The organism is Streptomyces sp. NPDC029152, assembly GCF_055564355.1.
Map to the genome: position 1 here is coordinate 203,318 of NZ_JBVHWR010000004.1, position 21,652 is coordinate 224,969.

Annotated in this window: 19 protein-coding genes and 2 pseudogenes; 7 read left to right on the top strand and 14 right to left on the bottom strand. The window is 70.5% G+C overall.

What is annotated here, in order from left to right:
• Positions 1-370 precede the first annotated feature (370 nt).
• Complete coding sequence (locus ACZ4V6_RS10400; RefSeq protein ID WP_467824774.1) at positions 371-991, top strand: helix-turn-helix domain-containing protein; 621 nt, start codon at positions 371-373, stop codon at positions 989-991.
• 73 nt (positions 992-1,064) lie between these two features.
• On the opposite strand, the gene ACZ4V6_RS10405 is transcribed toward ACZ4V6_RS10400, so the two are convergent.
• The gene (locus ACZ4V6_RS10405) at positions 1,065-1,376 is read right to left on the bottom strand and encodes a hypothetical protein (RefSeq protein ID WP_467825652.1); all 312 of its coding nucleotides are present in this window, start codon (positions 1,374-1,376) and stop codon (positions 1,065-1,067) included.
• A pseudogene (locus ACZ4V6_RS10410) lies at positions 1,351-1,476 on the bottom strand (IS256 family transposase); the annotation flags it as partial. The gene ACZ4V6_RS10405 and the pseudogene ACZ4V6_RS10410, both read right to left, overlap by 26 nt.
• 1,723 nt (positions 1,477-3,199) lie before the next feature.
• Between ACZ4V6_RS10410 and ACZ4V6_RS10415 the strand changes: the two are divergent.
• Both ACZ4V6_RS10415 and ACZ4V6_RS10420 read left to right on the top strand, forming a co-directional pair.
• Entirely contained in the window at positions 3,200-4,540 is a 1,341-nt protein-coding gene (locus ACZ4V6_RS10415) for a hypothetical protein (protein ID WP_467824776.1), read from the top strand.
• Between the two features lie 566 nt (positions 4,541-5,106).
• A complete protein-coding gene (locus ACZ4V6_RS10420) occupies positions 5,107-5,484 on the top strand; it encodes a hypothetical protein (protein WP_467824779.1) in 378 nt (125 codons plus the stop codon).
• Between the two features lie 170 nt (positions 5,485-5,654).
• On the opposite strand, the gene ACZ4V6_RS10425 is transcribed toward ACZ4V6_RS10420, so the two are convergent.
• Entirely contained in the window at positions 5,655-6,077 is a 423-nt protein-coding gene (locus tag ACZ4V6_RS10425; RefSeq protein ID WP_467824781.1) for a MerR family transcriptional regulator, read from the bottom strand.
• A gap of 55 nt (positions 6,078-6,132) precedes the next feature.
• Here ACZ4V6_RS10425 and ACZ4V6_RS10430 point away from each other — a divergent pair, with 55 nt between their 5' ends.
• Together ACZ4V6_RS10430 and ACZ4V6_RS10435 are read left to right on the top strand one after the other, a co-directional pair.
• Entirely contained in the window at positions 6,133-7,104 is a 972-nt protein-coding gene (locus tag ACZ4V6_RS10430; protein ID WP_467824783.1) for an SDR family NAD(P)-dependent oxidoreductase, read from the top strand.
• A gap of 141 nt (positions 7,105-7,245) precedes the next feature.
• Positions 7,246-7,926: pseudogene (locus ACZ4V6_RS10435) on the top strand (helix-turn-helix domain-containing protein); the annotation flags it as partial.
• Here the strand turns inward: ACZ4V6_RS10435 and ACZ4V6_RS10440 are convergent.
• From ACZ4V6_RS10440 to ACZ4V6_RS10455, 4 genes are read right to left on the bottom strand one after another with little or no spacing between them, the layout of a single operon-like run.
• A complete protein-coding gene (locus tag ACZ4V6_RS10440; protein ID WP_467825604.1) occupies positions 7,839-8,333 on the bottom strand; it encodes a restriction endonuclease in 495 nt (164 codons plus the stop codon). The pseudogene ACZ4V6_RS10435 and the gene ACZ4V6_RS10440 overlap by 88 nt on opposite strands.
• A gap of 57 nt (positions 8,334-8,390) precedes the next feature.
• A complete protein-coding gene (locus ACZ4V6_RS10445) occupies positions 8,391-8,525 on the bottom strand; it encodes a hypothetical protein (RefSeq protein WP_467824785.1) in 135 nt (44 codons plus the stop codon).
• A gap of 43 nt (positions 8,526-8,568) precedes the next feature.
• A complete protein-coding gene (locus tag ACZ4V6_RS10450; RefSeq protein WP_467824788.1) occupies positions 8,569-9,243 on the bottom strand; it encodes a restriction endonuclease in 675 nt (224 codons plus the stop codon).
• A complete protein-coding gene (locus tag ACZ4V6_RS10455) occupies positions 9,243-9,455 on the bottom strand; it encodes a hypothetical protein (RefSeq protein ID WP_079033661.1) in 213 nt (70 codons plus the stop codon). The genes ACZ4V6_RS10450 and ACZ4V6_RS10455 overlap by 1 nt, the downstream gene beginning before the upstream one ends.
• Before the next feature lie 1,219 nt (positions 9,456-10,674).
• Here ACZ4V6_RS10455 and ACZ4V6_RS10460 point away from each other — a divergent pair.
• Positions 10,675-12,054: an MFS transporter gene (locus ACZ4V6_RS10460; protein WP_467824791.1), complete on the top strand. Its 1,380-nt coding sequence runs from the start codon at positions 10,675-10,677 to the stop codon at positions 12,052-12,054.
• 42 nt (positions 12,055-12,096) lie between these two features.
• On the opposite strand, the gene ACZ4V6_RS10465 is transcribed toward ACZ4V6_RS10460, so the two are convergent.
• The 6 genes from ACZ4V6_RS10465 to ACZ4V6_RS10490 form a co-directional block, all read right to left on the bottom strand.
• On the bottom strand, positions 12,097-14,058 hold the full coding sequence (locus ACZ4V6_RS10465) for a helix-turn-helix domain-containing protein (protein ID WP_467824794.1): 1,962 nt from the start codon (positions 14,056-14,058) through the stop codon (positions 12,097-12,099).
• A 121-nt stretch (positions 14,059-14,179) separates the two neighbouring features.
• Positions 14,180-14,980, bottom strand: a complete 801-nt coding sequence (locus tag ACZ4V6_RS10470) for a 3-hydroxybutyrate dehydrogenase (RefSeq protein ID WP_467824796.1) — start codon at positions 14,978-14,980, stop codon at positions 14,180-14,182.
• A 54-nt stretch (positions 14,981-15,034) separates the two neighbouring features.
• Positions 15,035-15,514, bottom strand: a complete 480-nt coding sequence (locus tag ACZ4V6_RS10475; RefSeq protein ID WP_467824799.1) for an NUDIX hydrolase — start codon at positions 15,512-15,514, stop codon at positions 15,035-15,037.
• Between the two features lie 68 nt (positions 15,515-15,582).
• Entirely contained in the window at positions 15,583-17,196 is a 1,614-nt protein-coding gene (gene lnt / locus ACZ4V6_RS10480) for an apolipoprotein N-acyltransferase (RefSeq protein ID WP_467824802.1), read from the bottom strand.
• A 380-nt stretch (positions 17,197-17,576) separates the two neighbouring features.
• Positions 17,577-18,119, bottom strand: a complete 543-nt coding sequence (locus ACZ4V6_RS10485; RefSeq protein WP_467824804.1) for a hypothetical protein — start codon at positions 18,117-18,119, stop codon at positions 17,577-17,579.
• 66 nt (positions 18,120-18,185) lie between these two features.
• Positions 18,186-18,971 carry a glutamate racemase gene (locus ACZ4V6_RS10490; protein ID WP_467824807.1) on the bottom strand — a complete coding sequence of 262 codons (786 nt, stop codon included), beginning with the start codon at positions 18,969-18,971 and terminating at the stop codon, positions 18,186-18,188.
• Between the two features lie 38 nt (positions 18,972-19,009).
• Here ACZ4V6_RS10490 and ACZ4V6_RS10495 point away from each other — a divergent pair, with 38 nt between their 5' ends.
• On the top strand, positions 19,010-20,236 hold the full coding sequence (locus ACZ4V6_RS10495; protein WP_467824809.1) for a glycosyltransferase: 1,227 nt from the start codon (positions 19,010-19,012) through the stop codon (positions 20,234-20,236).
• A 19-nt stretch (positions 20,237-20,255) separates the two neighbouring features.
• On the opposite strand, the gene ACZ4V6_RS10500 is transcribed toward ACZ4V6_RS10495, so the two are convergent.
• Positions 20,256-21,521 (bottom strand): TerD family protein, encoded by a 1,266-nt coding sequence (locus ACZ4V6_RS10500; RefSeq protein WP_467825607.1) that lies wholly within the window; start codon positions 21,519-21,521, stop codon positions 20,256-20,258.
• Positions 21,522-21,652: the final 131 nt, after the last annotated feature.

Consider the following 21,652-nt stretch of genomic DNA (forward strand, 5'->3'; position numbering starts at 1 on the left):
GGACGGTGATCTCCGCAGCGGTGCACAGATCTCGTCAGGTGTTCGTCCCGCGGTCCGACGGCAGGGGAGGGCGACTGGCTCAACCATCGACTGTCATGCCTCCCCAGCTCGACGGATGCACTTGTCTTGCCGGGAACTGTAAGACCAACCGAACAAACCGAACTAGGGCGAAAGTGACATGACTGAGTCCGCAATCGATGGGCGTCACAGAAGAGCACGGTTAGGAGTCGAGAGCCTGGTTGTGCGCGTTGCCGATGGCGACTTCCCGACCGTTGTGAACGATGGGTACACTGTCAAGATCACGCATGGCGGCTCTGCACCCCCTTTTCGGTACCTCGGGCGAACCCAGGGTCCCCCTGTTCCTGGCGCAGTGACGGTGATCGAGCCCCATGAGGTCGTGAGCTGCCTCGATCAGGACAAAGCCGCCGCTGACGGCCAGGCCATTGTGCAACTGATGTTCATTGACGCCGATCTCATGCCAGTCGGCACAGGCCGGCCGCGCTTTCATGAGGTGACCTATCCAGACCGCGGCCTCTTCAACGGCATTGCTGCACTGCACAGGGGTTTGGCGCACGGCGAGGACGAGTTGGATCTCGAGTCGTCGCTGATCCGCTTGCTGACCGTCCTGCTCGCCAGGCATGCGGATGCTCCCGGCGCAGCAAGTCCGACACTTCGCCCTCGAGCGCTTCGTCAAGTACGGGATATGCTCCACAGCCAACTGAACTCCAACATCAAGCTCGACGACCTCGCGGCAGTCGCCGGTTGCAGCAAACGCCACTTGATCAGGAGTTTCCGGCAGGCTTACGGGGTTCCACCGCACCATTACCGGACCCTGTTGCGCTTGGCCCGCGCCAAGTCCATGCTGGCGGCGGGACGATCCGTGGCAGAGACCGCCGCCGAGCTCGGTTACTGTGACCAGAGCCAGCTCAATCGGCACTTCCGACGGGAATTCGGCGTGAGCGCAGGTGGCTATGCCAGAACCGTGCGGTAGGTGGACCTGCGATGTCTTGGCTCAACTGCCACCTTGCCGACCCCCATGGGAAAGCGCTGACCGGTGGGCCGGGTCACGTCCGCTCCGCACAGGCGGAGGTGAGCCGTTCTGCGATGCGCGGCAGCGTCGGGTCACGTCCGCTGGAGTGGTGTATCGACGGCCACTCGGTGATCTCGGTCTGAGGCTGTGCGGTGAGTTCGGTGGGCAGGGCGGGGTCGTCGTTTTCTGACTCGATCGGGTGGATTCGGGCTTTGGCGAGGAGTTCGCGGCCCATGTAGCAGCGGGCTTCGGTCCACTCGTCGTTCTGCTCGGCCAGGACCGCCCGGACGAGCCTGATGACGGCGGTGCGGTCGGGGGGCGTCGGCCTCCGCCGACATGAGCCCATCGGTGAACGTCTTGACCATCGCGCACAGCAGGTCCGGACTCGCCGAGGCGAGATTGTCCTCCGCGAGAGCGTACAGGGGCAGACTGTCGGGTGCGGGCATCATGCTGATCTCATTCAAAGACTTGGTCGTCTTGAAAGATCAGCCGGTGGCCGTTCTCATATCCAGATACTCGCTTCGACGCCGGGCCAAACGCCCGGATCAGGTGGGAACCCGTACACCACTTCCCCGGACGCAACCGCAGTTTGTGGCGACCAGAGCTGTTTTCGCCGGTCAAACCGCATCTGAGCCGTGTACCACCAGCAGACGAAGAACATTCTTTGTTCTTACAGCCCTCAGAAGCTTGGGTTCTTCTAGAGCCTGCATTCGGGTTGCCTGAAGGTATTTTGCGCTCCAGGCACCCCGACGCTATAGGTATCCACTGTAATCAATTGGGTTCTTCGAGCTACTGTCTGGCATCCAAAGGAGATCCCTCCGGACCAGTCGCGGACCAAGTAGCGCCTCGGGACATCACCCCACGAGCCGCCCGGTCACGAGCGCAGCGACCCGCCGATACCCGCAAGCAGCGCCCAAACCGCCAGCAGGACTGGGAGAGCTCATCGGACCTCATGACCGCCCTGAACGAGTCCCCACCCGAGCGAAGCCTCCTCGCGGCGAAAACGGGCCTGCCAAGGTTCACAAGCTGCCGAAGGCCACGAACAGGACAGCCCGGAAGGGCCAAGCGAGAGAGCCGCCGCGAGGAAGCCGCCCCGAGCTCGCGACGCGAGCAAGGCTGTTGTCAGTGCCGCGTGCGATCCTCACCCCGGAAGCGGGCACTTCAGAAGGAGGCTGGGTGGCGACGGGACGTCCACGGAAGTATCCACGCGATCCGGTGCTGATTATGCGGGATGCCAGGCTCGAACCACTGGAGCCCTATCCAGGAAGTGATAAGACCTGGCGCTGCCGCCATGAAGCGTGCGGGAGAGAAGTGTCACCGCGGCTGGGCAACATTGCGGCGGGCCGGCAGGGCGGCTGCCGGTACTGCTCAGGCACGGCTCCGATTCCGCCAGAGGCGGCGGTGGCGTTGATGCGCTCGGCCGGCCTGGAACCGCTGGAGCCGTATCCCGGGGCGACACCCCCTTGGCGCTGCCGGCACGTGCCGTGCGGTCGGGAGGTCAAGCCGCGCTACTCGTACATCAAGCGCGGAGGGGGACCGTGCCGATGGTGCGCGCCGAACGCGCCGGTCGATCCGGACCAGGCCGCCGCGCTCATGAGGTCGGCGGGTCTGGAACCGTTGGAGCCCTATCCCGGGACCGACATCCCCTGGCAGTGCCGCTGCACAACATGCGGCACGATCAGGACTCCCACTCATGGGTCGGTCAAGGGCGGACAAGGGGGCTGCGGCCCGTGCGGGCGCAAGAACGCCGGGCAGGGCATCAGCCGGGCATGGTCGCGTCGCCGCGAACTGCCCCGCACGGACGGCGACCGGGCCGCAATTGAGGCGAAGGACTTCGACCTCGAGCCGCTGGAGCCCTACCCGGGACCGAGCGGGCTGTGGCACTGCCGCCACCTCGCGTGCGGCCGAGACGTCGAGATCAGGTTGAGCAACCTCAGGCGCGGCCTTCGGGCATGCCCGTACTGCCCTCCCTCCTCGGGTGGCCGACGCCGCTGGCCCGCGGACGAGGCCGAGGCCCTCATGCGTGCCGCTGACCTGGAACCGCTCGAACCGTACGCCGGGCGTCGTGACAAGGCGTGGCGGTGTCGCTGCAACGGCTGTGGGTGTGAGACGTCACCGAGTCTGGGCGGCATTCTGGCGGGCCAGGGCGGCTGTCGGCACTGTGCCGACGTGAGGGCGGCAGCGGGCAGAAAGACCGCCCCGGACATCGCGGTGGCTGCCATGCGCGCGGCTGGGCTGGAGCCGCTGGAGCCCTATGTCACCTCGGTGACTGCGTGGCGGTGCCGTTGCGTAACCTGCGCCAACGAGGCCTCCCCGACGCTCATGAAGATTCGTGCTGGTGGAGGGTGCAAGTTCTGTGCCACCCACGGCATCGACCTGTCAGGACCGTCGAAGGTTTACGTGATCACCCACCAGGAGTGGAAAGCTGTCAAGATCGGGATCGGTGCCTGCACCGGCTACACCTCTCGCCTCATCCAACACGAACGCCAGGGTTGGCGACTGCATCAGGCCCGTGACTACACCACCGGCGCAGCCGCCTACGACGTCGAGCAGGCCGTGCTGGGCCGACTGCATCAGGCCGGACTCGTTCCTTTCCTCACGAGCGACGTCATGCCGAACGGCTGGACCGAGACCTGCTCCGCAGCTCGCATCACGGCGGCCGAGGTCTGGGCCATGGTCGATGAGGAAACACGGAGCGCAGAAAAACCCTATGCGCCCCGAGTTGGCGGCCGACCACGTGCTGTGGTCCTCATCGACGCGGAGGCCGCAGCCGCTGAGATGCGGGCTTGCGGATACGAGCCACTCGTGCTGTATCCCGGCCGCACCAACGCGACTTGGCCCTCGCGCTGCATGACCTGCGGGCACGAGGGGCGTCCTACGTTCAATGCCGTCCGTAACGCGGGCCAGCGCTGTCGCGTCTGCCGGGCAAAGGAAATCCAGGCGAAACGCGCCGCCACGAACGCGCCGAAGGCCCAAGAAACCATGCGCGCGGCCGGACTCCAACCGCTTGAACCCTACCCGGGCAGCCAAACGCCGTGGCGGTGCCGCTGCACCACATGCGGTCGCGAAACCAGCCCCACCTACTCCAACGTCAACAGCGGTTCGAAGGGCTGCCGGTTCTGTGCCCTCAACTCGGCAACCGACGAGCGTGCGTCCGCCGAAGTGCGAGCGGCCGGGTTCGAGCCGCTGGAGCCGTACCCCGGCCGTACCACAGACCGTTGGCGCTGCCGCTGTTCCTGCGGAAACGAGGTCATGACGCGCCTGTCATCCGTCCGGTCTGGAACCACCGGCTGCAAGAAGTGCCCCCGATCCGGTGGCCGAACCGATCCCGCGGCAGCCGCCGCGGAGGCACGCGCCGCCGGGTTCGAGCCGTTGGAGCCCTATCCGGGGAAGACCACCGACCGGTGGCGCTGCCGCTGCAGGTGCAGAACGGCCATCACCCTCACCCTGACCAGCATCGTAGGAGGCCGTACCGCGTGCGGAACGTGCTCCCGAGGCGCGACTCGATAACCGTTGGTCACGATGCACGCCGCCGCTGCACCAGTAGTCGAGCAAGCCCGGGTTCCGTCGTACGAACCTTCTTTAGGAGATCGCTGCCGCCTGACGGCATCCTCGGTATCGGCCCCCCTTTGAAGATGAGTTCGGCGGATCATGAGCGCTTCGGCGTCCAGCGATGTGGCCGACATCCTGTTGACGGTAGTCGACTGTCAGCTGACATGGGCAGGCCGCACAGTCTTCAATGGCGTCATGGCCACGCCGATGCCAACACCCCGCCCCCGCCCCCCACTCCGGAGACGATCGCGGGTAGCGCCACGCTGGACGAAGTGCTGGAGTGTCTACGCGCGCGGCGGCCGGTGTTCCACTCCGAGGCCGATCTCCAGCACAGTTTCGCCCTCGCCGTAGGCGAGGTCGCACCGGATGTCAGGTGCCGTCTCGAGATCCCGGTGCGCGGAAGCAACGCCTCAGAGTACCTGGACCTCCTATGCCTGGGGCCAGCGAGCCGTACGGCAATCGAGTTCAAGTACGTGACCCGACAATGGTCGGGTACAGCAGGGACGCCTCCCGAGGAGTACGCCTTGTGCGGACACAACGCCCCAGACATCGCACGTAGGGACTACCTGCGGGACGTAGCAAGGCTGGAACGCTTCTGCGACCGCGAGGACCAGAACGGGCTGGCCCTGCTCATCACAAACGAGGCGGCCCTGTGGCGCCCCAGGCAACGCAGGATGCCCACCAGGGACGAGGAGTTCCGCATCCACCACGGGCGCGAACTGAGCGGCACCTTGCTGTGGGCCGGCGGTTCCTTCCCGGACAACACCCGAGTGCTGCACGGCGCCTACACGCTCGCCTGGCGTCAGTACACCCAACTGGATGGTTCAAGTGGCGAGTTCCGCTGCCTTGCGGTGTTCATCACTCCGAACGTCGCGCAGCCCCAGCGGACACACGAGACGTAACCAGCAGACTGCCTCGCATGTCATTGATCACGGGAATCTGCCCTGGGTGAAGGCACTAGCTGTTGCGGGTCATGACATTGTTGACGCTCCTGGCAGGGCATATCCGTGCAGCTACGGTGTGCCGGGGCTCGTCGCTCCATGGCTGGCGCACCGCACCCGAGAAGGTCGCTTCAGGTAGTCGGGGCCCAGAGTCCGTCGGCTGCACCGCGGGCGAGGTGCTCGGTGTAGACGGCGACCTTCCAGGTGATGACGGATCGGCACTCCTCCAACGCCTGGATCTGTGCGTCGACGCGCTGGCGATGGGTGTCGAGCAGGTGCAGGCGTTCCGCTTCGTTGCCCGGTCCGCGACGTACCAGTTCGGCGAAGTGCTTGAGGTCGGCGAGCGGCATGCCGGATTCGCGGAGTTTGACACAGACCAGCAGCCACTCGACGTCGACGGGGGTGTAGCGCCGTCGGCCGCCCGACGTGCGCTGGACGGGTCCGACGAGCAGGCCCTCGCGCTCGTAGAAGCGCAGCGCGTGCACGCTCAGCCCGGTGCGCTCGGCCACCTCGCCGATGCTCAGCGACTGCGCAGCATCCTCGCTGGTCGTCATCCCGCTCACCCCTTGGCTTGATCTAGACCTCGCTCTAGATCGTAGCGTCTGCGGCATGACCATTACTGATCAGCAGTCGCTCGGCTCGCCCTTCTCTGCCTCCACCACTGCCGAGGACATCGTGGCTGGCCTCGACCTCTCCGGAAAGACGGCCGTGGTGACAGGGGGCTATTCCGGGCTCGGCCTGGCCACCACACTGGCGCTGACGGCCGTCGGAGCCAGGGTCATCGTTCCCGCCCGCCGCCCCGACGCTGCCCGTGCCGCTCTGCAGGAGGTGAAGAACTGCGAGGTCATCCCCATGGACCTGGCCGACCTCGCCAGTGTCCGCTCAGCCGCCGCGCACCTGAGCGACCAGCTCAACCGGATCGATGTCCTGATGGCCATCGCCGGCGTCATGGCCACCCCGGAGCGGCGCGTCGGGCCCGGCTGGGAAGGCCAGCTCACCGCCAACCACTTCGGGCACTTCACCCTCGCCTGCGAGCTCTATCCCCTCCTGGCCGCCGCGGACGGCGCGCGCGTCGTCGTCAACAGCTCCGCCGGACACACCCTGACCGGCATCCGCTGGCACGACCCGCACTTCCGTATCGGCTACGACAAGTGGCTGGCCTACGGCCAGGCCAAGACCGCCAACGCCCTGTTCGCCGTGCACCTCGACGCCATCGGGCAAGGCGACGGCGTCCGGGCGTTCGCCCTTCACCCCGGCAAAATCATCACCGGCCTCCAGCGCGAGATGGCCTTGAAGGAACAGATCGACCGCGGCTGGGTGGATGAGCACGGCAATGTCATCGGCGAGGGCTTCAAGACCCCCTCCCAGGGTGCCGCCACCGGCCTGTGGGCCGCCACCTCCCCACTCCTCGATAACCGGGGCGGCCTCTACCTGGAGGACTGCGACATCGCGCGCGTCTCCGCCCCCGACACCCCCATGGATGACGGCGGCGTTCGCGCCTACGCCATCGATCCTGACGAAGCCGCCCGGCTCTGGTCGACGTCTCTCGCCGCCACCGGCGCCACGCCGATCACCCGATGAAGCCGCGCTCTGGACCTGCCCTGCTGCCCGCCGCTGCGGCGGGCAGCAGGGTGCGGACCGCCCCCGGACCGATCACGGCCGCGCCGGGCAGAGACCTCCGGCGTTCCGCCGTCTGAGGCCAAGGGATCAAGGGATCTATGTATGCCGCACCGCAATGCACCTCTTACGGTCGAGGGCCGGCAGCGGCTCATTGAACGCTGCCGCACCCGCCCGATCGCGCACGTTGCCGCCGAGATGGGCATCTCCCGTGCCTGCGCGTCGAAATGGGTCAACCGCTACCGGCGGCACGGGGAACTCGGTCTGCTGGACCGTTCGTCCGCACCGCGACGCCAGCCGACCGCGACTCCCCCAGACGTCGTGGCCAGGATCGAGGCACTACGCCGGGCCGAGAAGTGGTCGGCATCCCGGATCACGTTCGAGCTCCAGGCCGAGGGGTACGCACTCAGCCGCCGCACCGTCTCCCGGCACCTGCTCGCCCTCGGCCTTAACCGGCGCCGATTCATCGACCCCAGCGGCGACACGAACCGGGAACCGCGGAAGATCACCGCCCGCCGTCCCGGACACATGGTCCACATCGACGTCAAGAAGGTCGGCCGGATCCCGGACGGCGGCGGCTGGCGCGTCCACGGACGCGGGAGCTCTCAAGCCAAGACCGTCGAGCGCCGCAAGGTTAAGGGCGCACGCGGCGGCTACGTCTACCTTCACTCCGCCGTCGACGGATACAGCCGACTCGCCTACACCGAAGCGCTCTCCGACGAGCAGGCCACGACCGCCGTCGCGTTCCTGCACCGGGCCAAAGCCTGGTTCGCGGCCCACGGCATCGCCGGCTGCGCGAATCCGTTGAGTGCGATTATGATCGGGAGGTCGGCTCCGTGGTGCGGGCGGGCTGTCCCGTTGAACTTCTGCACGTGGCCTGACCCGACTGGGCTCTGATACTGCTTGCACTGCGTGATCAGGAGGCGGTCTTCGTCATCGCGGGCAGTGATGTCCACGCCGAGGTCACCGGCGCCCCCGACCCGCTTCGGACGCCGGAATCCGTCACGGGCCAGGAGATCAGTGCACGCCTGCTCGAAACCCGTCGCGCTCATCGACGAAAGCTGCTTCATCTTGAGGGTCAGCGCGTCCGCTTCGATCGCATCGCCAGAGGGAGCGGCGAACGTGTCGTCCACGTTGGCGTAGGTGTTGGCGCCAAGCAGGAACGACAGAATTCTGCCGAGCAGGAGCAGCATGGTCAGTCCGCTTGCCACGAAGAGCCCGGTCCACCACGGGTGATCGGCTACCAGCCCTCACAAATCTACGGTGATCCACTGGCCGACATCCTCGGTGAGCCACTCCCAGAGCATCTTGCCGACGGCCAGCGCGATGACCGCATACAGCAGGAACTTCAGCAGCGGGTCGAGCGACCCGTCCTCATCGAGCACCACACCTCCAGACGTCTTGGGCAGCGATCACGATCTTTGCCAGTCATGCCGCACGCCTGAATCGGCTCGGGCGGGAGCGCGCGGACAATCCGAGGAGCTCGTGCAGAGCGGCCCCGTCCTCGGCCCAGCGCCGTAGCTTCTCCCGGTCGATCCAGTGGACACCGTGCCGGTCACCCCACGCCATGGCATCCCGGGTGAAGGCTCCATTGGTGACGACGACAGCGTGATCGGCTTTGTGGACCGGCCCGGCCGTCCCCTTCACCGCGTACATCACCGATGAGCCCACCTTCCCGCCGACGCGGGTGTGCTTGGCCTGCACCACGATCCGGCCGCGCTGCGGATGGTCACCGATGACGTCGGCGGCCTGGTCGCCGCCGCCACCCACTCTGCGGGCCGGCCAGCCGTCGCGGACCAGCAGGTCCCGCAGGGCGTACTCGAAGCGACGGTCGTCCATGGTGTCGAACTCCGCGAGCGTGATCCGCAGAGTGGCCAGCCGCTCCTTCGCCCGACGCCGCATCGTGGTCGCCTGCCTGATCCGCCACGCCGCACCTGCTCCCGTGAGCAGAGCGAGAGCCAGCAGGGCGGGCCAGGCCGCCTTCAGCGCGCCGACCGCGGTAGCCACCGTCCGCGCCACCAGGACGAGCACAGCCAGGGCGACCACAGCCGCTGCGACCAGTTCCGCAGCACCGCGAGGGCGCCGCAGACGTATCCGTCCCATCAGCGGTCGGCCGTCGCGCTGGCCGCCGGCTTCGGATCCGTCGGCGGTGTTGTGGCGGTGGACTCACTGAACCCGAACACCTGCCCCCACAGCCACACGCCGGCCAGTAAGCCGGCAATCATCCAACCGCTCATGCGCTTGGCGCTCCTGGGCTTCGGATTGCGACGAATGTGACCGCGTACCCGATGGAACCCGTCCGGCACCTTCGACATGTTTCCCCCTCCCGTCGGTGGGCCGCGGAGCGCGGCTCATCCCGACAAAAAGGTGTAGCAGTGGGCACTGACAGCAGCTGATGGGTCATCACGGCGCTACACCCCGGTCGAGTCGCTATCAGGCCAGGAGGGCCCACACCGTCAGGCCAATTCACGGGGCAGCGAGCCTGAGGCCGCTCAGCTGGGCGAATGCCCTTCTCAGCTCCCAGGCGGTTCACTATGGTCCTTTCCGCCAGCCCTCACACGGCGCGTGACCGCCCGTCTCTCAGCTGCGGAAACAGCCCCGGTCACGCCAAGCGGAGCTCTGCTGACGAATGGCGAAAAGCAGCGGAAGCGCGCTCACAGCCATAGTGCGCCGGCGCCGCCCCTTCGAACCGTGGTTCTGCGACCATGACCCGGGGGCGTCACAGGATCGGGAGGCACTGGTAGGCACTGATCAACCCGCCGCTGCGCCGCCTCGGCCAACCGAGCCCCCACGGGACGAATTCTCAACGCGGTGTCGTCGCGGTCCTGCAAGGACAGCGCCACGGTTGTAGGGCCGGGCCGGAAGAAACTGCCGCTGGCCTCCGCCAGCGCCGGATCCAGCCTTGGTGCAGCCCGGTCAGGACAGTCTCCTGCGGCCCGTCGTCGCCTCTCGAAGCAGTGCCGAGGCCGTTATCGTCGTACGAGCGCAACATGCGAGCAGCGCTCATCACCACGAACCTTCGAACAAAGATCCGGACCATACCCGGGCCAGCTGTCCGCAGCTTGTGGCGACCAGAGCTGTTTTCGCTGGTCAAACTGCATCTGAGCCGTGTACCACCAGCAGACGAAGAACCTCCTGGCATCAACGTGCACCGCGCCCAGGCACAGCGCCTTGGCCGGTGCCGACGGCGGCTGAGCGGCAAGGCCGGACTTGGTTTCTCAGTCCGGCCACCTGCCACGCAACGACTCTGAGTCGATCAATCCCAGATGCCCGAGTTCAACGAAGCGTAGTCAGCACCAAACCAGCACGGGAGCCAGCACGGCACCGTCAAATCGTACTGAACTACGCGTCCCGGACGGCACTCGTTTCGACCACCATTAATCCCCTGAACCGCCTTCCCGCGAGCCGGCATGGTGGCCGCACGCATAGCGACCCCTCAAACTATGTTGCCCCGCCACATGTGCGCCTGACCTGCGGATTCCTACGGTGTGGCGACACGCAAACGTCCCCGTCACACCCCAGGAAGTGGTGCCGATGTCGTCGCCCGCAACCGCTCCACCAGCTCCGAACAACCTCAAGCGCATCGTCGCCGCGTCCCTCATCGGCACCACCATCGAGTGGTACGACTTCTTCCTCTACGGCTCCGCCGCCGCCCTGGTCTTCAACAAGCTGTTCTTCCCGGATTCCGACCCGCTGGTCGGCACCCTGCTGTCGTTCCTGACCTATGCCGTCGGCTTCGCCGCCCGTCCGCTCGGCGCGCTGGTCTTCGGGCACTACGGTGACCGGCTCGGACGCAAGAAGCTGCTGGTGCTGAGCCTGCTGATGATGGGCGGGGCGACCTTCGCGATCGGGCTGCTGCCCACGCACGCGACCGTCGGCACGGCCGCTCCCGTGCTGCTGACCGTGCTGCGGCTCGTCCAGGGCTTCGCGCTCGGCGGCGAGTGGGGCGGCGCCGTGCTGCTGGTGTCCGAGCACGGGGACGCCCGCCACCGCGGGTTCTGGGCCTCGTGGCCGCAGACCGGAGCGCCGGCCGGACAGCTGCTGGCGACCGGCGTGCTGTCACTGCTGACGGCGGTGCTGTCGGACGCCGCGTTCACCAGCTGGGGCTGGCGGATACCGTTCCTGCTCTCCGGCGTACTGGTCGTGGTCGGCCTGTGGATCCGTCTGTCCGTCGACGAATCCCCCGTCTTCAAGCAGGCGCTGGCGCAGGCGGAGGCGCGCAAGGCGGACGCCGAGCCGCTTCCGCTGGTCGCCGTGGTGCGGCACCACTGGCGCGACGTGCTGATCGCGATGGGCGCGCGGATGGCGGAGAACATCAGCTATTACGTCATCACGGCCTTCATCCTCGTCTACGCCACCACCGCGGCCGACGTCTCCAAACAGACCGCGCTCAACGCGGTGCTGATCGCCTCGGCCGTGCACTTCGCGGTCATCCCGGCGTGGGGCGCGCTGTCGGACCGGATCGGCCGTCGTCCCGTGTACCTGCTGGGGGCGGCCGGGGTCGGGCTGTGGATGTTCCCGTTCTTCATGCTCATCGACTCCGGGCACTTCGGCGGCCTCCTCCTCGCGGTGACCGTGGGTCTGGTGCTGCACGGCGCGATGTACGCGCCCCAGGCGGCCTTCTTCTCCGAGATGTTCGCGACCCGGATGCGCTACTCCGGCGCCTCCATCGGCGCGCAGTTCGCGTCGGTCGCGGCAGGCGCCCCGGCGCCGCTGATCGCCACGGCGCTGCTGTCCGAGTACGACAGTTCGACGCCGATCTCGCTCTACGTCATCGCCGCGGCCCTGCTCACGCTGGTCGCCGTGGGCGTGGCGAAGGAGACCCGCCACCGGGACCTCTCCGACGTGGCGACCGAGCAGGAGGGCTCCGAGGAGCCGGCCGGCTCCCGCCCCACCGGTGCGCGCACCGTCTGACCACCGCGCCGCCGGCCCCCCGTACGCCCGGGCGTACGGGGGTCAGCGCTGTGCCGGGGCCGACAGCCGGTGCAGCCTCAGGGCCAGTTGTATCTCCAGGGTGCGGGCGGGGCTCTGCCAGTCGTCGCCGAGGAGGCGGCCGACGCGTTCCAGGCGCTGGGCGACCGTGTTCACGTGCACGTGGAGCTCGTCCTTGGTGCGCGCGGGGCTCATTCCGCAGGCGAAGTACGCGTCGAGGGTGCGCAGCAGTTCGGTGCCGCGCCGCTCGTCGTAGGCCACGACCTGGCCGATGGTGCGGTCGACGAAACCCGCGATGTCCCGGTCGCCGGCCAGGAGCAGCCCCAGGAACCCGAAGTCCTCGGCGGCGGCGCCGTCCCCGGAGCGGTTCAGCAGCCGCAGGGCGTCCTGGCAGCGTCTGGCCTCGGTGTAGGCGGCGGCCACGGTCTCGGGGCGGGCGGCGAGGTCCTCGACGGGTGCGGAGGCGCCGACGGTGACGGCCTCGTGGACGGCGGTACCGAGGTCGCGCGCGGTGCGGCGGGCCAGTTCCGTGGCGTCGTCCCGGTCGTCGAGGGGCAGCAGCAGGACGGTGCCGCCGTCGCGGGCGGCGGCCAGGCCGTGCCGGGTCGCGGCGAGGTGGGAGGCAGCGGACCACAGGCGTCGGCGGGCGTCCGCCTCCTGGTCGGCGTCGGGTGCGGTGGTGTCGAGGCGGGCGGCGAGGACGACGTGCGTGGCGTCGAGGTCGGCCTGCAGCCTGTGGGCGCGTTCGCGCAGCAGGCGCGGGTCGCGGTCGCGTGCGTCGAGCAGGTCGTCCAGCAGTTCGCCGCGCACCCGCTGTTCGGCCTCGGCGGCGGAGCGCCGGGCGAGCAGCAGCAGGGAGGTGACCATCGCGGCCCGCTCCAGGGTGAGCTGGTCCACGGGGTCGAGTCCGGGGTGGCCGCGCAGGACGAGGGCGCCGAGCAGTTCGCCGCCGGCGGCGACGGCGGCGATCCAGTCGTCGTCGTGCCGCACCGCGTGCCCTTCCGCGCGGGACGTCTCCAGGGCGCCGGCGGGTGCCGCGGCGGCCTCGGTGAACTCGACGGTGCCGGCCAGGACCTGGGAGACCGCGGCGGCCACGTCGTGGACGCCACCGCCGCGCAGGACCAGTTCGGCGAGCCGGTCGTGGACGTCGGAGGCGCGTTCGATGACGCCGCTGCGGTCCTTGATGATCGCGTTGGCCCGCTCCAGCTCGGCGAGGGCCGAGCGGGTCTCCGCGAGCAGGTTCGCGGTGTCGATGGCCGCCGCCGCGAGGGCCGCGAAGGAACCGAGCAGGGCGATCTGCTCCCGCTCGAAGACCCGGGCGCGCCGGTCCGCCGCGAACAGCACCCCGATGACGTGGTGCCCGAGCATCAGGGGAACGCCCAGGATCGCGACCAGTCCCTCGTCCCGTACGCCCGTGTCGATGGCGCGGGTGTGCTGGAAGCGGGCGTCCTCGAAGTAGTTCTCGGTGACGTAGGGCCGGGCGGTCTGGGCGACCAGGCCGCCGAGCCCCTCCCCCATGCCGAGCCTCAGCTGCTGGAAGCGGGCCGCGACCGAGCCCTCGGTGACCCGCATGTAGGTGTCGCCGCGGGCCGGGTCGTTGAGGCTGAGGTAGGCCACGTCCGTGCCGAGCAGTGAGCGGGCCCGCTGCACGATCGCGCGCAGTACGGCGTCCAGGTCGCGCAGTCCGGCGAGGTCGTGGGCCGTCTCGAAGAGTGCCGACAGCTCGGCCTCGCGCCGGCGCCGGCCCTCCAGCTCGGAACGCACGCGCAACGCGAGGAGCTTGGCCCGTTCCAGCGCGGCGATCCGCTCGGCCGGTCGGCCCTCCGCGCGGGCGAGCAGCACCGGACGCTCGTAGGCGTCGGCGGAGGCTCCCCGGGCCAGCAGCTCCAGGAAGGGCGTCTCGGCACCGGCGGACGCCGCATGGTGGAGGGACGCTTCGGCGTCGTGGACGGGGCGCTCGGCGGACTGCGCGTGATCGCGGGACATGGTCACAGGATTCCCCATCGCGCGCTCGCCCCGGCAGCCCTGTGGAAAACCCGGGCCGCCGGGGGGAGCGCACCGCTCGGCGCGCCGTTCCTCCCCCGGCTGTACAGGGCGCTCACGGCGGTCAGTGGGCGGTCCAGCCGCCGTCCAGGACGAGGGAGGTGCCGGTGACGAAGGACGCCTGCGGGCCGCACAGGTACGCCACGGCCTCGGCGACCTCCTCCGGTTCGATGAGCCGCCGCACCGCGCTGTCCCGCAGCAGCACGTCGGACAGCACCTGTTCCTCGGGGACGCCGTGCGCACGGGCCTGGTCGGTGATCTGCTTCTCCACCAGCGGGGTGCGCACGTAGGCGGGGTTCACGCAGTTGGAGGTGACGCCGTGGGCGGCCCCCTCCAGGGCGGCGGTCTTGGACAGGCCCTCCAGCCCGTGCTTGGCGGACACATAGGCCGCCTTGTAGGCGGAGGCACGCAGTCCGTGCACGGAGGAGATGTTCACGATGCGGCCCCAGCCCTGCCCGTACATGTGGGGCAGGGCGCCGCGGATCAGCCGGAAGGGGGCCTCCAGCATGACGGTGAGCACCGTGTGGAAGACGTCCGGCGGGAATTCCTCCAGGGGCCGCACCATCTGCAGTCCGGCGTTGTTGACGAGGACGTCGGTGCCGGCGGCCGCGTGCTCGGCGGCGTCCAGATCGGTCAGGTCCAGGACGTGCGGTTCGACCGTGCCCGTGAGGTCCACGGCCAGCTCGGTGAGCGCGTCCAGCCCCGCGGCGTCCCGGTCGACCGCTCTGACCTTGGCCCCGGCGGCGGCGAGCCGCAGCGCGCAGGCGCGGCCGATGCCGCCGGCGGCGCCGGTGACGAGGGCGGTGCGGCCGCCGAGGTCGAGCGGGGAGGCGTGGGGGGCCGGGGGGACACTGGGCGAGGTCATGTCCCGACCCTAGGCAGGGCCCATCCCACACCCCATGTGGGCACGCCCCATAGTTCAGATGGAACTAGTGGGGTCGAACCATGTGGGTGCGTCGGACAGTGCCTGCTTGATCCGGAACTGCCCGAACTCCCCGAGGTCCGGCAGGGCGTCCACCGCGAACCAGCCCACGTCCAGTGACTCGTCGTCGTTGACCCGGGCCTCGCCGCCGACGGCCCGGCAGCGGAAGGTGATGTCCATGAACTGGCAGACGTCGCCGTTCTGGTAGGTGACCGGATCGAGTGCCTGGACGAGGACCAGTCGCTCGACGACGCACCGGACGGCGGTCTCCTCCTCCACCTCGCGCACGGCGCAGGCGGCGGGCTGCTCCCCCGGCTCCGGGATGCCGCCGATCAGCGACCAGCGCCGGTTGTCGGCCCGCCGGCCCAGCAGCACCCTCCCCTCCTCGTCGAGGACGACGGCGGTGACTCCGGGGAGCCACAGCAGCTGGTGTCCGGCCGAGGCGCGCAGGTCGCGGATGAAGTCGGGAGTAGGCATGCGCCCGACCCTAGCGGGCCGGGCGCGCCGCTCCCGGGGGCGACCCGGGGCGAGGGGCGGGCGGACGGTCACACACCACGGGCGCGCCGCCCGCGCACACCGGCGCCGACGGCCCAGCCGAGTCCGCCGGCCGCGACCAGCACGAGGACGGTCTCCGGCCACACGCCCCACCGGGTGGCGGGGGTCTCGGAGGAGCGCAGCGGCACCTCCTGGACCAGGGAGTCCGCCACGAACATGCCGGTCTTCTGGGTGATCCGTCCGTCCGGCATGATGATGGCGCTGACGCCGCTGGTCACCGGCACGGTGACGGTCCGGCTGTGCTCGACGGCGCGGATGCGGGACATGGCGAGCTGCTGGTAGGTCATCTCGCTGCGGTCGAACGTCGCGTTGTTGCTGGGTACGGAGATCATCTGGGCGCCGTCGGTGACCTCGGAGCGCACGGCCCAGTCGAAGGCGGCCTCGTAACAGGTGACGAGGCCGACCCGGGTGCCGGCCATGGTGAAGACGCCGGGCTCGGTGCCGCGGCTGAAGTCCCGGCTGACCATGGAGGTCCAGTCGCCGTTGATCGCGCCGATCAGCGAGCGCAGCGGCAGGTACTCGCCGAAGGGCTGGATCTGCCGCTTGTCGTAGGTGTCGACGGGGCCCTCGTCCGGGTCCCACAGGATCTGCTCGTTGAGCAGCTTGCCGCCGCGTTCGACGACGCCGCCGACCGAGACGGGCACGCCGATCGCCTTGACGGCCCGTTCGATGACGTAGCGCGCGTCGGCGTTGGCGAACGGGTCGATGTCGGAGGAGTTCTCCGGCCAGAGCACGAAGTCGGGGCGGTCGGCCCTGCCGGCCTCGACCTCCGCGGCCAGGCGTTCCGTCTCGCGCGCGTGGTGGTCGAGCACGGCGCGGCGCTGGGCGTTGAAGTCGAGGCCGGCGCGCGGCACGTTGCCCTGGACGACGGCGACGGTCGCGGTGCCGTCCTCCGCCTCGTCGGTGACCAGTGGCCGGGCGGCCACGGCGCCCACGACGGGCACGGCCACGCCGAGCAGGGCCGCCGCCGCCGCGCCCCGCCGTACCGTGCCGGTGCGGCGTGCCCCGACGGCCAGGCGGACGGTCTCACCGAGACCGAAGCCGCACAGGACGACCGCGAAGCCGAGCACGGGTGTGCCGCCGACCGCGGCGAGCGGCAGGAACACGCCGTCCGCCTGTCCGAACGCGATCTTTCCCCACGGGAAGCCGTGGAAGGGCACGCGCGCGCGTGCGGCCTCTCCGGCGATCCACACGGCCGCCGCCCACACCGGCCAGGCCGGGAGCCTCGACACCGCGGCGACGCCCGCACCGACCAGTGCGACGAAGACCGCCTCGATCACGGCCAGGGCGAGCCAGGGGCCGGGGCCGACCTCCACGCCGGTCCACACCAGAAGGGGCAGCAGGAAGCCGAGACCGAACAGGTAGCCGAGGCCGAGGCCCGCCTTCCAGCTCCGGCCGCGCAGCACCGCGCCGAGGACGGCGAAGGCGGGCAGGGCCAGCCACCACAGGGTGCGCGGCGGGAAGCTGACGTAGAGCAGCACTCCGGAGAGCGCGGCCGCGGCGGCCGGGAACAGGCGTGTGAGCCGCGCGGCGAGGCGCGAGGCGGATGCGGCCTGCGGCTTCAGCCGGTCCGGCTCGCCGACGGTGGTTGCGGTGACGGTCACCCCCCGGAGTGTACGGCGCGTGACTTCACCGCCGGCAGCATGGTTCGAAGGGGGCCGCGGGGCCCGCGGGCAGCCGGTGCCGCACCGTTTCGGCACGGCCGGCTGCCGGACCGGCCCCGATCCGCCGGCCGGCCGTTGCGGTGCGCCGGAGCCTCGGTCGTCCGGTCCTGCCGTCCGGGCGGCGGGGCCCGTGGAGGCCGGGGCGACACGGGCGGGGGCACGGTGGGGCGCGGGCGGCTCTCCTCAGGAGGGGACGGGCGCGCGTCATGGTGCGCACCCGGCGGACGCTCCGGGGCCCGGCGACCGCGCGGCGCGCCGCCGGACGGGGGTACCGGCGGGGAGCAGGGTGCGCCGCGACCGCCGGGGCGTGTGCGGCGGCCTCAGTGCGCCGGGCCCGGGGCCTTCGGACGGAGACGGTCCTTGATGACCTGGACGGCCGCTTCCGCGTCGTCCACGGTGATGGTGAAGGTGTGGCCGTCCCCCAGCCGCAGGATCAGGCCCTCGCCGCGCCGCACGACGACGGCGGTGCCCTTCTCCGGCCGCCAGCGGTAGCCCCAGCCGCCCCAGTGCCGCGGAGTGACGTGCGGGGTGAACTCCGCTCCGACGACGTGCGAGAGGGGGATGCGCCGGCGGGGCACGCCGATGTGGCCGCAGCGCACTTCGAGGCACTCCTCGTCGACTCTCAGCGCGACGTGCACGAACGCCAGCGTGCCGAAGAGCACGAGCAGTCCGGCCGCGATGCAGCCGACGACGGCCATGGTCAGCGGGGCGACACCGGATTCCCAGGCCGAGTCGACGGCCAGCACGATGCCGAGCGCCACGCAGGCGACGCCGATGAGCGCCAGGAACCACTGGACGCGGTTGGTGGCACGTCCGGTCCAGACGTCCGGTACGGGGGTGCTCTCGCCGGGGCGATGCCTCATGGCTACGAGGTTACTCATGTTTCGCTGCGCGGCCACCTCGTCACGCAGGGTGACCGGGCCGACCGGTCAGCCGGCCGGCGTGACCGTGCGCAGCAGCCGGCCCTCCTCGTAGGCCGCCGCGGCCGCGGGCAGGGTGCCCTCGCGTCCGCTCAGCAGCACGGTGAGGGTGCCCGCGGCGGGTGCCCCGGGGTCGGGCCGGGCGCCGATCCGGCGCAGCGCCTGCGCGGCGACCGCGCCGGCGGAGCCGCGCAGGGCGAGGCGCGGGGATCCGGGGCGCTGCACGGCGGCGCGGATGCGTTCGGCGACCAGTTCGTAATGGGTGCAGCCCAGGACGACGGTCCTCACGTCCTCGGGCGTCAGCGCGGCGGCGGCTGCCACGGCGGCGGTGATCGCCGTCTCGTCCGCGTGCTCGACGGCCTCGGCGAGACCGTGGCACGGCACCTCGGTGACGGACGTGCCGACGGCGAAGTCCTCGATGAGTCCGCGCTGGTAGGGACTGCCGGTGGTGGCGGGCGTCGCCCAGATCGCCACGGGCCCGCCGCCGGCCGCGGCGGGCTTGATCGCCGGGACGGTGCCGACGACCGGCAGGCCGGGTTCGAAGCGGGCCCGCAGCGCGGGCAGCGCGTGCACGGTGGCGGTGTTGCAGCCGACGATCAGGGCCTCCGGCCGGTGCGCGGCGGCGGCCTCGGCGACGGCCAGGGCCCGTCCGGTGAGGTCCTCCGGGGTCCGCGGGCCCCAGGGCATGCCGTCGGGGTCCAGGGAGAGGATGAGATCGGCGTCCGGCCGCAGGCGCCGTACCGCTGCGGTGGCCGCCAGCAGACCGATTCCGGAGTCCATGAGCGCGATCTTCACCAGGCCACGATAGACGATGGGCCTCCGCGCGCCGCGTCGTGGGGCAGACTGCGCACGTGAGTGCCGATGCGTGGGCTTCCGTCGTGACCGTCGTCTCCGCCCTGTCCCTCGCCGCCTGGCTGTGGCTGCTGCTCGCCCAGGGCTTCTTCTGGCGCACGGACGTCAGACTGCCCGGCCGCGAGGAGCCGGACGCGTGGCCGCCCGTGTGCGTCGTCGTGCCGGCGCGCGACGAGGCGGCGGTCCTGCCGGCGAGCCTGCCGTCGCTGCTCGCCCAGGACTATCCGGGGCGGGCGGAGGTCTTCCTGATCGACGACGGCAGCACGGACGGCACCGGCGGCCTGGCGCGCGATCTGGCCCGGCGCCAGGAAGGCCTGCCGCTCACCGTGGCCTCGCCCGGGGAGCCGCCGGCGGGCTGGACGGGCAAGCTCTGGGCGGTGCGGCACGGCATCGCCCTGGCACGCGCGCGCGACCCCGAGTACCTGCTGCTGACGGACGCCGACATCGCCCACGCGCCGGACAGCCTGCGGCAGTTGGTGGCCGCGGCCCGCACCGGCGGGTTCGACGTCGTCTCCCAGATGGCCCGCCTGCGGGTCGAGAGCGCGTGGGAGCGGCTCGTGGTGCCGGCCTTCGTCTACTTCTTCGCGCAGCTGTACCCGTTCCGGCGCATCGGCGGGGCCCGGGCCGGGAAGAAGGGGACGCGGACGGCGGCGGCGGCGGGCGGCTGCGTGCTGCTGCGCACCGGCGCCGCCGAGCGGGCGCGGATCCCGGACGCCATCCGGCACGCGGTCATCGACGACGTGGCCCTCGCCCGGGCGGTCAAGGGCAGCGGCGGCCGGGTGTGGCTGGGACTGGCCGACGGGGTGGAGAGCGTGCGCCCCTATCCGCGGCTGCGCGACCTGTGGCGGATGGTCTCGCGCAGCGCCTACGCCCAGTTGCGGCACAACCCGCTGCTGCTCGCCGGCACGGTCGCCGGCCTGGCGCTGGTGTATCTGGTGCCGCCGGCGGCGGCGGTCGCGGGCACGGCGGCCGGCGACACGGCGACGGCGGCGTGCGGAGCCGCCGCGTGGCTGGTGATGGCGGGGACGTACGTGCCGATGCTGCGGTACTACCGCCAGCCGCTGTGGCTCGCCCCGCTGCTGCCGTTCACCGCGTTCCTGTACCTCCTGATGACGGTCGACTCCGCGGTGCAGCACCACCGGGGGCGCGGTGCGGCCTGGAAGGGCCGCACCTACGCCCGGCCGGGCGCCCTGCCCGACGAGGGCTGAACGCCCGCGCCGGGAGGGTTCACTTGCGGCCCGGCGTCCAGTTCATGCCCCACCCGTACGCGTGGTCGACCGTGCGTTGCGGGCTCACGCCCCGCTCGGGCACCAGGTAGCGGGCCTCGCGCTGGACGACGAGGTCGTCGCCGGTGTTGGTGATCAGGGCGAGGGCGCACACCGTCGAGGGGACCGTGCACTCGTCGAGCGAGAAGTCGATCGGGGCGCCGTACTGCGGCTGGAGGGTGACGGTGGCGTGCAGGTCGGCGAAGGAGCGCGCTCCCTCGTAGATGGTGACGAAGACGAGGATGCGCCGGAAGTGCTTCTGGTGGTCGAGGTTGACGGTCAGGTTCTCGCCGGTCGACACGGCGCCGGTGCGGTCGTCCCCGTCGAGGTGGATGAACGGCGGCTGGCTCAGGGAGCCGAAGGCGTTGCCGAGGGCCTGGACGACGCCCTTGCTGCCGTCGCTCAGTTCGTACAGGCAGCACAGGTCGAGGTCGAGGTCGTCGTGCATGGCGACCGGGCGGCCCAGCTTGCGGGCCCAGCCGGAGAACTGCTTGCGCACCTGCCAGTTGAGGTTCACGCGCATGGCGCCCGAGGTGCCGCCCTGTTTGGTGAGGGAGACGGAGGGCGCGGCCTTGGTGAGCGTGACCTTGGTCAGGCGGACCGGTTCGGCGGAGGGCGCCGTCGCAGGGGGCGGCGGGGTGCCCGCGGGCCGCGTCATGGGCGGGACCGGGGGCGGTGGCGGTGGCGTGAGGGTCGCCGGGGCCTGTTGCGGCTCGTCCACCGTGATGCCGTAGTCGGTGGCCAGGCCCTCGAGACCGCTGTCGTAGCCCTGCCCGACGGCGCGGAACTTCCAGGCGCCCTGCCGACGGTAGAACTCGCCTAGCACGAAAGCCGTTTCGACCGTGGCGCCGGGGTTGTCGAAGCGGGCGACGACGGTGTTCCGCACCGCGTCCCGCACCTCGATGTACAGGTCGGGGACCTGGCCGAACGACCCGCCGTCCGAAGAGGCGGCGACGATCACCGTCTCGATCGCGGGTTCCACGCGCGCGAGGTCGACCAGCAGGCTGTCGGTCACCCTGCCGCCGGCGTCCCGCTTGCCCTCGTGCCGGACCGCGCCGGAGGAGTGCGCCGGCTGGTTGTAGAAGACGAAGTCCGCGTCGGAACGGACCTTTCCCGCCACCAGGAGCAGTGCCGAGGCGTCCGCGTCGGGCACGCCGGGGCCGGACCGCCAGCCCAGTTCGACCCGCAGCGCCGTGGCCGGCACCGGGGTGTTCGAGCCCTTCGGCATGGACATGTCCGCCCCCATCACGTGTCACCGCGCCGGGCCGCGTCCCGGCGGTTCGTCGAGTCTTCCGCGCCCAACCTATTCCCCTCTCCGCGCACCGCTCACGTCTGCGCGCACCGCTCACGAGGAGTGCA